Here is a 10248-nt window from a genome sequence, read left to right as displayed (position 1 = left end):
GGGAACGCACCTCTACACCCGCCTTCTCGAGGCCTTCGATTTCCTCAAACAACTTGGATGCTGAGAGCACAACACCGTTTCCGATATAGCACTTCACACCAGGGCGCATGATGCCGCTCGGAATCAAGTGCAGCGCTGTCTTGACACCATTGATGACCAAGGTGTGACCCGCGTTGTGACCGCCTTGAAAGCGGACAACCCCCTGGGCGCTCTCGGTGAGCCAGTCCACCAGTTTTCCCTTACCTTCGTCGCCCCACTGGGTACCGACCACCACAACGTTCCGACCTTTGCTTGCTTTCATCTCAAACCCAATTCAATGTTGTCTTCTGATCAAACCGCCTGCACGACCCATTGCCCATCTACAAAGGCAAGTTCGCGGTCACAACAAAACTCATCAACCTCACTCTCGTGCCCCGGGAGCACGCAAACCACCGTGTGGCCGGCTCTGCGCAACTCGGCGATCGCAGCGACCACATCGCTCCCTTCGCCCCAAGGCGCGCGGATGGCGGCCTTCAGCCCACGTGGCGCAACAGCACCGACCAGTTGCTTCACATCAAGACTGAAACCTGCAGCGGGGCGATTTCTGCCAAAAACCGCGCCCACCTCGTCGTACCGCCCGCCACGCACCAGCGCATCACTGGCTCCTGGAGCGTAAATCGCGAAACGTGCACCGCTGTAGTAAGCGTAGCCTCGAAGATCCGCCAGATCAAAAGTGACGGTCGCATCTTCGAGCCTTGAAGCGAGCCAGCCCAGGCTGGCCAGAACTTCAGCCACACCCGGGATCGAGCGAAGCGCTTTGGCGGCCTCGTCCAGCACCGTCACATCCCCGTACAGCTGCAACAACGCCAAAAGACCATCGCGCGAACGGACAGGAAACCCACGCGTCAGCGACACCAGCTCCTGGGCATCTTTCGCATTGAGCGCTGCATGAATCTGGTTCTTGTGCTGCGCTGAGATATCTACGCCCACGAGCAGATTCCGGACGATCCGCACATCGGCGAGATCAATCAACGATTCACCGACACTCGCAACGCGCAGGCATTCCCGAGCAAGCTGCAACGCTTCAAGATCCGCTTCGAGTCCGGCGTGTCCATAAATTTCCGCCCCGAATTGAAGAGGTTCGCGGGTGGCGTGGGGGCGGTCAGGCCGAGCATGCAGCACAGGACCACAGTAGCAAAGACGGGTCACGCCCTGCCGGTTCAACAAGTGCGAGTCAATACGGGCAACCTGAGGCGTCGTATCCGCGCGCAGGCCCATAGACCGCCCCGAAAGCTGGTCCACCAATTTGAACGTTTGGAGATCCAGAGCCTCACCCGTCCCTGTCAGGAGCGACTCAAGATGCTCCAGCAGCGGCGGCATGACCAACTCATACCCGTAAGTACGGGCTGTATCCAGCAACCCGCGGCGCAATTCTTCGATGTGCCGCGCTTCAGACGGCAAGACATCGGCAATGTGATCCGGCAGGACCCAAGCAGACATGGAGAAAACGGGAGGCTGTTAAAAGCGCGATTCTACCGGCAGGCCGAACGCAGGCCGAAAAGCGGCGCTCATCTGGCCCGCCAGTGCCGCAATTCGAACAGGTGAATCAGTGCGAAAAAGTAGCTCTGGACTAGAGAGACAACGAAGCGCGCCGCTTGGGTACCAGAGCTATCGAGGCCACCTACTTGCGCGGTTGTGCAGTGGCCGGCGCGCCACCACGAAAGGCTTTGAAAAACTCGGACGATGAAGGCTCTATCACCATCACGTCGCCTTTCTTGTTGAGGCTCGCCTTGTAGGCTTCCAGGCTTCTGTAGAACTGTGCAAACTGAGGATCGCGGCCGAACGCGTCCGCGTAAATGCGGGCCGCCTCAGCATCCCCTTCGCCCTTTAATTTCTGGGCGTCACGATAGGCATTGGCCACCGTGATCTCTCGCTGGCGATCTGCATCAGCGCGGATTTTTTCGCCCTCAGCCGCCCCGGTGGAGCGCAACTCGTTGGCAACACGCTTGCGCTCTGCTTCCATTCGGCGGTAGACGGATTCAGTGATTGATTCCACGTAGTCCACCCGCGTTATGCGCACATCCACCACGTCCACCCCCCACGGTTTCGCACCGCGAACGGTTTCCAGCACCTCGCGCTTGACGTCGGCCATCAGCGCTTCTCTCTTTAGCGAAAGCAATTCCTTGACGGTGCGCTTGTTGATTTCCTCCTGAAAGGCATTCCGCACCACCCGGTTGAGCTGCAAGGCGCCAGCACTTTCGTCCAACCCCACATTGCGGATGTATTCCGATGGTTCAGAAATGCGCCAGCGGACATACCAGTCAATGACGACCCGCTGCTTCTCTGCCGTCAGCATGGGCTCTGTATCCGTGCTGTCCAGCGTCAACAGGCGCTTATCGATGTACGACACATTCTGAAACGGGGGCGGAAGCTTCCAGTTCAGCCCGGGCTCCGTGATCACTTCCTTGATCTGGCCCAGGGCGTACAGCACTCCAAACTGGCGCTGATCCACCACAAAAAGCATGGAGCTCATCAGCGCAAGCACCACCAGTAAGGAAGAAGCGATAAATCCAACTCTGTTCACAGATAGCTCCTAGCGGGATTCACGATCACGTGTGCGACTGCTGTCGCGGGCCCGCGGGTCGTTCGAAAATGTAGAGGAAGGTGCGGGTGACGCGGGTGCGGGAGCCGCAGCAGCGCCGCCTGGCTCCGCAGGCCCCTGCCCGGCAGCAACCCCTTGCATGATCTTGTCCAGCGGCAAGTAAAGCAGGTTGGAGCCCTGGCGCGAATCCACAAGGATCTTTGTGACGTTGCCGTAGATTTGTTGCATCGCTTCGAGATACATCCGGTCCCGCGTAACCTGCGGCGCCTTCTGATACTCGGCAAGGATGGACGAAAAGCGCTGCGCATCACCCTGGGCCTGGGCCACGATACGCGCCTTGTAGGCAGCTGCCTCTTCGTTCAGCCGAGCTGCCGAGCCCACAGCACGCGGAATCACGTCGTTCGCATAGGCTTGGGCCTCGTTCTTGGCGCGCTCACGCTCCTGGCCAGCCTTGAGCACGTCATCGAAGGAGGATTGCACCTGCTCGGGCGGGCGCACGCCACCCTGCTGCAAGTTGATGCCGACCACCTCCACCCCGACCTTGTAGCGATCCAGGATGGTTTGCATAAGTGTTCGCACCCGGGGGGCAATCTGGTCGCGCTCTTCCGCCAACGCGGTGTCCATGCGCATCTTCCCAACCACCTCGCGCACCGCAGTCTCGGCCGCCTGAACCACTGCATCGGTGGGATTCTTGCTTTCGAAAAGCCAAGCACGGGCGTCGTTCAAACGGTACTGCACCGCAAACTTGATCTCCACGATGTTTTCGTCTTCCGTCAACATCGCAGATTCACGCAGTCCGGTGCTCTTGATGATGGTGTCGCGACCGACATCGGCGGAGCGGATCTGCGTCACGAAAACCAGCTCGTGGCGCTCGATGGGGTATGGAAGTCGCCAGTTGAACCCCGCTCCGACGGTACTCTTGTACTTGCCGAACTGCGTGATCACGGCCTGCTGGCCTTCCTGGACGATGAAGAAGCCGGTGCCAAGCCAGATGACAAACACGACGCCGGCGATCAGCCCGATTCCGACACCTGCGTTCTTCATGTCCGGCTGAAATCCTCCGCCACCACCGGAGCCCGCGCCGCGCCCACCACCCTTGCCGCCAAAGAGCCCCCCCAGCTTGCGGTTGAGGTCTCTCCACAACTCATCCAGATCAGGAGGCTGCCCGTTGTTGTTGCCGCCACGATGTCCCCCGTTGCCGTTCCCGGGGTCACGCCCGCTGTTGCCGGAAGAAGGAGGCGGCGCTGGGCGCTCGTCGGGACGGGCCGCATCATCGGACTTGTCCTCCCCACGCCCCCAGCGGGGATCGTTCAGGTTGAACATGTTGCGAACACGTTCGGGCAACAGCGTCCATCGCTGGGTTCGATTCGGAAAATTCATGCGCGAAGTCTCTGGTTCTCAAATGACGTGGAGCCAATAACGGCATTGTGCCCAATCAGCTCGATTCGCCTGGCAATTCATTGGCAGCACCTGGGGGCATGGCGTCGGCCTCTGCCAGCAACCTGGCGGCCAGCAATTCCCGCAGACTCTCCAGCCCCTCACCCGTGCTGGCGCTCACAAACAACCTCGGGATGCTTTGCCCGGCCACCTCGTAGTGATCTTGCAGCAGGGCGGGCCGCTGGGCTGCGCCAAGTGCATCCAGCTTATTGAAGACCAGTACCTGCGGAATGTCTGCGGCACCAATCTCCTGCAGGACGCGCTCGACCTGAGCCATCTGTTCAGGAAAATCCTCATTCGATGCATCCACCACGTGCAGGAGGAGATTCGCATCGACCGCTTCCTGCAGTGTGGCCTGAAAGGCATCAATCAGGCCGTGAGGAAGATCGCGGATGAATCCCACCGTGTCCGACAAAGATACCGACCTGCCCGCACCGGACAGATACAGCTGCCGTGTCGTGGTGTCCAGGGTGGCAAACAACTGGTCTGCGGCGTAAGCACGGGCCTTCACCAAGGCGTTGAACAGCGTGGACTTGCCCGCATTGGTGTATCCCACCAGTGAAATATTGAACGTGTCGCGCCGTTCGCGTTGACGGCGCTGCGTCGACCGTTGACGCTTGACCTTCACAAGCCGATCTCGGGTTCGCTTGATGGCGTCTCCAATCATGCGGCGATCCAGCTCGATCTGCTTCTCACCAGGGCCGCCGCGCGCACCAATGCCGCCCGTCTGCCGCTCAAGGTGCGACCAGCGGCGCACCAGCCGTGTACTGAGGTATTGAAGGCGTGCGAGCTCGACCTGCAGCTTGCCCTCGTGGCTTCTCGCACGCTGGGCAAATATCTCAAGGATGAGCAGTGTCCGGTCGTTGACCGGCAGTTCCAGATATCGCTCCAGATTGCGCTGCTGGGCCGGGCTCAAGGCCTGGTCAAACAGAATCTCGGATGCACCATGCATGGCGGCCAGCGTCCGGATCTCGTCGGCTTTGCCGCTTCCTACAAACAGCGCCGCGTCGGGTGCCTTGCGTTTGCACGTGATGCGCGCCACAGGGGCAAGCCCTGCCGTTTTAGCGAGCAGGCCCAGCTCCTCAAGTTCGCCATCGAAATGGGGTAGGCCAAGGTCTACGCCCACGAGCAGCACAGGAGTGCCTGCTGCGGGCTGCATGTTTGAAGCACTCACGGCGAGCCCGCTTTCAACGTGGCGGGCCTCACCGACCACCTGACAGACGAATTCAAACTACGCGTTGGTGGTGTCAGCATCCGGCGTATCAGCCGTCGAGAAATTGACTGCACGCCCTGGAACGATGGTGGAGATGGCGTGCTTGTAGACCATTTGTGTCACCGTATTGCGCAGCAGCACGACATACTGGTCGAAGGACTCGATTTGACCCTGCAGCTTGATACCGTTCACCAAGTAGATGGAAACCGGCACGTGCTCCCGACGCAATGCGTTGAGGAAGGGGTCTTGCAAAAGTTGGCCTTTATTGCTCACGATATTCTCCGTGTTCAAGTGTTGTTGTTAAACCAAGACATTACCACAGCCCCGGCTCCGCTCGGAAAACGGCGCGCAAGGCCCCTGTCACTGACGGCTATTAGCGGGGCGCGAGGGTTGGCTCGCGCCCTGCCGGGTTCACGACCTCTCAGGTCTCATCCTTGTCGGCAAACGGGTTGTGCGACGTTTTCAACTCGATCCGCAGCGGTGTCCCCACCAAATCGAACTCCTTGCGGAATCGCCCCTCAAGAAACCGCTTGTACGCGTCCGTGACGTGCTCCAGGGAATTGCCGTGGATCACGATCACCGGCGGATTCATGCCGCCCTGGTGGGCGTAGCGGAGCTTGGGCCGGAACATGCCGGCCCGCTTGGGGCTCTGGAACTGAACCGCTTCGAGAAGCAAGCGCGTGAGCACCGGCGTGGACATCTTGCATGTCGCCGCCTTGTGCGCCTGAATGATGGAAGTCCACAAAGGCCCCAGGCCCTGACGCTTCTTGGCGGAGATAAAGTGCAGCGAGGCAAACTTCAGGAACGCCAGACGGGTCTCGATGGATCGCTCCAGCAACTGGCGCTGATAGTCATCCACCGCATCCCACTTGTTGACGGCGACCACCACGGCTCGACCGCTTTCAAGGATGTAGCCCGCAATGTGCGCGTCCTGGTCCGTCACGCCCTGGGTTGCATCGAGCAGCAACAGCACGACATGGGCCGACTCGATCGCCTGAAGTGTCTTGACCACCGAGAATTTCTCGATGGCCTCAAACACCTTGCCCTTGCGGCGCAGGCCGGCCGTGTCCACCAGTTCAAAACGCTGTCCGTTGCGCTCGAAGGGCACGCTGATGGCGTCGCGGGTGGTGCCCGGCATGTCAAACGCCACCAGGCGCTCTTCGCCCAGCCAAGCGTTGATCAGGGTCGACTTGCCCACGTTGGGACGACCTGCCACCGCCAGCTTGATCACGCTCTTGTTGGCTTCAAGCTCCTCGTCGGGCTCGGGCAGCTGCAGCGGCTCCAGCGCCAGGTCCACCAGTCCACGGATGCCCTGGCCATGTGCAGCAGACACCGGCAACACCTGGCCCAGGCCGAGCTCATAGAACTCGGCCAGCTGCACGCCCTCCAGCATGCCTTCCGCCTTGTTGGCGACCAGCACGCACGGCTTGCTCAGCCGCCGCAGATACTTCGCGATGTCGTGGTCTTGCGCAGACAGGCCCGCCCGCGCATCCACCACAAAGATCACCACATCGGCCTCGGCCACGGCCTGCTGGGTCTGCTTGGCCATCTCGCGGTAGATGCCGCTCGAGGCATCCGGCTCGAAACCGCCCGTGTCGATCACGATGTATTCGTGCTTGCCCTGCTTACCGTTGCCGTAATGACGGTCGCGCGTGAGGCCGGCGAAGTCCGCGACGATGGCGTCGCGGGACTTCGTGAGCCGATTGAACAGCGTGGACTTTCCGACGTTCGGACGCCCCACGAGGGCGATGACTGGCTTCATTGCGTACGCCCTGTCATTCGGGGCGGAAACCGTATACCGCGCCGTTGCGCGTCACCACCACCAGCGTGTCCGCGGCCACCACGGGTGCAGCGCCAATGGGCGAGCCGTCCGTGGGCAACCGGTTCAACGGGGAGCCGTCGGTGCGCGAGAGCAGGTGCACCAGGCCCGAATCGTCCCCCACCACGACGGACCGCCCGAGAAGCAGCGGCGCTGTCAGGCGGCGGTGCTTGAGTCGCTCTGTCGTCCAGGTGCGGGTGCCGTCCGAACGGCGCCATGCGGTAACCACACCGTTGCTCTCGGTTCCGAAAAGAGTCTGCTCATCGCCATGGATGCCTTCGGACCCGCTGGCCGCCTGCGTCCACACCACGCCGCCGCGCACGGTGTCGACACAGCCAACGGTCGCCTGGAAAGCGCGGGCACACACACTGTCGCCTTCGCGGCTGGTGCGCCCGACCAGCTCGACCAGCCGCTCGACATCGTTGGTGCCTCGCGGACTGGCGATGGGGGCCTCCCAGCGCACGGTGCCGTTGTCCGGGTTCAAACCCACCATGCGCCCCGACAGGCCGACAACGAGCGTGTCACCGACGGCGCGCAGCACGCCCGCCTGACGCAGGATCAGTGCCTCGCCCGAGCGTTGCTGGGTCCAGAGCTTGCGCCCCGTAGAGGCATCGAACGCGGTCACGGTGCGATCGGCCGACAGCACGAACACCCGGCCGCCTGCCACCAGTGGCGGCGTGAACACCTGGGCTCCCAGCGATTGCCGCCACCGTTCGCGGCCTGCATCAAGGACCACCAAGGCGTTGCTGCGTGTGGCGACGGCCGCAGTCCTGCCGTCAGACCCCACCCCGGCAGCGAGTGGCTCAGCCAGGCTGACGCGCCACACATCGCCGCCCGTGCGGGCATCGATCGCAGCCACCACACCGTCCGCCGAGGCGATCGTCACGGTGTTGCCTGCGGCGTGCACCTCGAGCGGCGTGCCCACCGGCGTTCCCACGCGGGCTGTCCACGCCTGGCGCACCCCCAACACGGGCACATTGGCACCCAGGTCAGCCGGCACCGGCTTGGCCCCACTGCCGCCCCACAGCGAGCAGCCACCGAGTGCTGCGGCCACTGCAACGACAGCCGTCCTGCGCAGCAGCACGCCGGCGCCCCGCGCGGCCCATCCAGAACCCGCGCCCATCACTTTGCGCCCCCGGCGGCATCGGCTGCCACGGCCACCGCGGTGCCTTGCGCCGAAGCGCCCAAGGCATTGAGCTTGATCTCCACCAGACGGCGATACTCGACGCCTTCGTCGAAGGCCTTGTAGGCGCGCGTGTATTCGGCAATGGCCTCCTGGCGTTTGTCTTGCAACACCAGGATGTCGCCCTTGCGGTCCGCATAGGCCGCTTCAAACTCCGGGGGTACGCCGCCAGTCACCAGCTTGAGGGCTTCGTCGTAGCTTTTCTCATCCATGAGGACGCTGGACAGTCGAAGCTTCGCCACCGCCTTCAGCCCGTCGTCCGAAGACTTCTCGCTGACCCACGCCAGCGCCTCCTTGGCACCCTGCGCATTGCCCGTACCCACCAGGTACTTGGCCAGCGTCAGCCCCGCCTGGCTGGCCTGGGCGGTGCCGCCGTACTTGGCCTTCAGGTCGCCAAACGCCTGCTCCATGCGCGCCGGGTCACGCGACTGCGATGCGCTTTCGACCGCGTCCAGCAGGGCCGCAGCCTGCACGGCCTGGCGGTTTTGCCAGTACTGGTAACCGTTCCAGGCGGCGAGCGAGCCTGCCACGACGATCACCACGGAGCTGATCAGCGTGCCCCAGGTGTTCCAGAAATGCTTGAGCTGGTCAAGCTGCTCTTGTTCTTCAAGGTCGAGGTGTTTTGCCATGGGTGTGATTGGTTTCAGCCTTTGGATTGTAGGAGGGGCGCCCAGTCTGCCACCGCGTCGAGCGGCTGCTCGTTCTGCGCGCCCGCGCCGTCGCGCAGCGCCTTGACGGTGACCATGCCCCGCGCCAGCTCGTCCTCGCCAAAAATGATCGCATGGGCGGCGCCGCTGCCGTCGGCCTTCTTGAACTGGGATTTCATGCTTCCCATCCCGGCGCCACCCGATGCCGCCGCATGCATCTGCACCCGCAGGCCCATGGCGCGCAAGCGTTCGGCCGTGGCCATGGCGAGCGGAACGGCCGCCTCCGACGGGACGATCGCATACACATCCGGGACCGGCACCGGCGCAGCATGGCCCTGCTCCTTCAGAAGCTCCAGCACACGCTCCACGCCCAGCGCCCAACCCACGGCCGGCGCGGCCTTGCCGCCGATCTGTTCGATCAGGTAGTCATAGCGCCCGCCGCCGCAGATGGTTCCTTGCGAGCCGAGCTGGTCGGTCACGAACTCGAACACGGTGAGGTTGTAGTAGTCCATCCCGCGCACCAGCCGCGGGTTCACCCGCCATTGCACGCCGTTGGCACTGAGAATGGCCTGCACGGCTGAGAAATGCGCCAGCGATTCGGGCCCCAGGAAGTCGATCAGGCGCGGGGCCGCTTCCACCACGGCCTGCATCGCGGGGTTCTTGGTGTCCAGGATGCGCAGCGGGTTGCTGTGCAGGCGCCGGCGGGCCTCTTCGTCCAGCACGTCCTGGTGCTGCTCCAGGTACGCGATCAGGGCGGCACGGTGCGCCTTGCGCTCCTCCGGCTGCCCCAGGCTGTTGAGCTCCAGCCGCACGTTCTGAAGACCCAGCTCCCGCCACAGCGCATTGGCCAGCAGGATCAGCTCGGCATCGACTTCCGCACCCGGAAAGCCCAGCGCCTCGGCACCGATCTGGTGGAACTGGCGGTAGCGGCCGCGCTGCGGGCGCTCATGGCGGAACATGGGGCCCATGTAGTACAGGCGCTTGCCGCCCTCGTACAGCATCGAGTGCTCGGCCACTGCGCGCACCACACCGGCCGTGGCCTCGGGGCGCAAGGTCAGCTGCTCGCCGTTGAGGCGGTCCTCGAACGAGTACATCTCCTTCTCGACGATGTCGGTCACCTCGCCCAGACCCCGCACGAACAGCGCCGTGGGTTCAACGATGGGGGTGCGGATGTTGCGGTACGCGTAGCGCGCCATGAGATTGCGCACCTTGTCTTCCAGCCATTCCCACCGCGCCGAATCGGGCGGAAGAATGTCGTTCATGCCCTTCACGGCAACGAGCTTCTGCATCTTGTTCTAAAAAATATGAATAAAAATCGGCCCCAGCGCTTATCCATCAAGGGCTGACAGCTACGCTATTTATAGCAAA

10 protein-coding genes (1 of these 10 running past the window's edge) are annotated in these 10248 nt (G+C 62.7%); all 10 read right to left on the bottom strand.

The genetic code is table 11. The annotated features are described in order from the left end of the window. Positions 1–301, bottom strand: the 5' portion of a protein-coding gene (locus tag ACOQFS_RS07530) for an adenylosuccinate synthase (protein WP_421562282.1). Its footprint begins 1076 nt before the window's first position; the window shows 301 of its 1377 coding nt (coding positions 1–301); its start codon is at positions 299–301; its stop codon lies off the left edge, out of view. Positions 302–330: 29 nt separating this feature from the next. Next, a complete protein-coding gene (locus ACOQFS_RS07525; RefSeq protein ID WP_421562281.1) occupies positions 331–1479 on the bottom strand; it encodes an ATP phosphoribosyltransferase regulatory subunit in 1149 nt (382 codons plus the stop codon). Positions 1480–1660: 181 nt separating this feature from the next. Then, complete coding sequence (hflC, locus tag ACOQFS_RS07520) at positions 1661–2563, bottom strand: protease modulator HflC (RefSeq protein WP_421562280.1); 903 nt, start codon at positions 2561–2563, stop codon at positions 1661–1663. A 9-nt stretch (positions 2564–2572) separates the two neighbouring features. Continuing rightward, a complete protein-coding gene (hflK, locus tag ACOQFS_RS07515; RefSeq protein ID WP_421562279.1) occupies positions 2573–3961 on the bottom strand; it encodes an FtsH protease activity modulator HflK in 1389 nt (462 codons plus the stop codon). A gap of 55 nt (positions 3962–4016) precedes the next feature. After that, positions 4017–5177, bottom strand: a complete 1161-nt coding sequence (hflX, locus tag ACOQFS_RS07510; RefSeq protein ID WP_421562278.1) for a GTPase HflX — start codon at positions 5175–5177, stop codon at positions 4017–4019. 72 nt (positions 5178–5249) lie between these two features. Next, on the bottom strand, positions 5250–5504 hold the full coding sequence (gene hfq / locus ACOQFS_RS07505; RefSeq protein ID WP_421562277.1) for an RNA chaperone Hfq: 255 nt from the start codon (positions 5502–5504) through the stop codon (positions 5250–5252). Between the two features lie 148 nt (positions 5505–5652). Next, positions 5653–6993, bottom strand: a complete 1341-nt coding sequence (gene der, locus ACOQFS_RS07500; protein ID WP_421562276.1) for a ribosome biogenesis GTPase Der — start codon at positions 6991–6993, stop codon at positions 5653–5655. Between the two features lie 13 nt (positions 6994–7006). Continuing rightward, the gene (gene bamB, locus ACOQFS_RS07495) at positions 7007–8173 is read right to left on the bottom strand and encodes an outer membrane protein assembly factor BamB (RefSeq protein WP_421562275.1); all 1167 of its coding nucleotides are present in this window, start codon (positions 8171–8173) and stop codon (positions 7007–7009) included. Next, the gene (locus tag ACOQFS_RS07490; protein ID WP_421562274.1) at positions 8173–8862 is read right to left on the bottom strand and encodes a YfgM family protein; all 690 of its coding nucleotides are present in this window, start codon (positions 8860–8862) and stop codon (positions 8173–8175) included. Before ACOQFS_RS07490 ends, bamB begins: the two co-directional genes overlap by 1 nt. A gap of 14 nt (positions 8863–8876) precedes the next feature. Then, positions 8877–10169, bottom strand: coding sequence for a histidine--tRNA ligase (hisS, locus tag ACOQFS_RS07485; RefSeq protein WP_421562273.1), 1293 nt, complete (start codon positions 10167–10169; stop codon positions 8877–8879). Positions 10170–10248 lie beyond the last annotated feature (79 nt).

The sequence above is a fragment of the Paracidovorax sp. MALMAid1276 genome, assembly GCF_049198005.1.
Lineage (GTDB): Bacteria > Pseudomonadota > Gammaproteobacteria > Burkholderiales > Burkholderiaceae_C > Acidovorax.
Note: the sequence above shows the minus strand (reverse complement) of the source record. Positions and strands in the feature narration are given on the sequence as shown.

Excerpts from the sequence above, each read along its gene's own strand:
- ACOQFS_RS07525 (WP_421562281.1), bottom strand. The coding sequence starts at position 1,479 with ATGTCTGCTTGGGTCCTGCCGGATCACATTGCCGATGTCTTGCCGTCT.
- bamB (WP_421562275.1), bottom strand. The coding sequence starts at position 8,173 with ATGGGCGCGGGTTCTGGATGGGCCGCGCGGGGCGCCGGCGTGCTGCTG.
- der (WP_421562276.1), bottom strand. The coding sequence starts at position 6,993 with ATGAAGCCAGTCATCGCCCTCGTGGGGCGTCCGAACGTCGGAAAGTCC.
- hflK (WP_421562279.1), bottom strand. The coding sequence starts at position 3,961 with ATGAATTTTCCGAATCGAACCCAGCGATGGACGCTGTTGCCCGAACGT.
- hflX (WP_421562278.1), bottom strand. The coding sequence starts at position 5,177 with ATGCAGCCCGCAGCAGGCACTCCTGTGCTGCTCGTGGGCGTAGACCTT.
- ACOQFS_RS07490 (WP_421562274.1), bottom strand. The coding sequence starts at position 8,862 with ATGGCAAAACACCTCGACCTTGAAGAACAAGAGCAGCTTGACCAGCTC.
- hisS (WP_421562273.1), bottom strand. The coding sequence starts at position 10,169 with ATGCAGAAGCTCGTTGCCGTGAAGGGCATGAACGACATTCTTCCGCCC.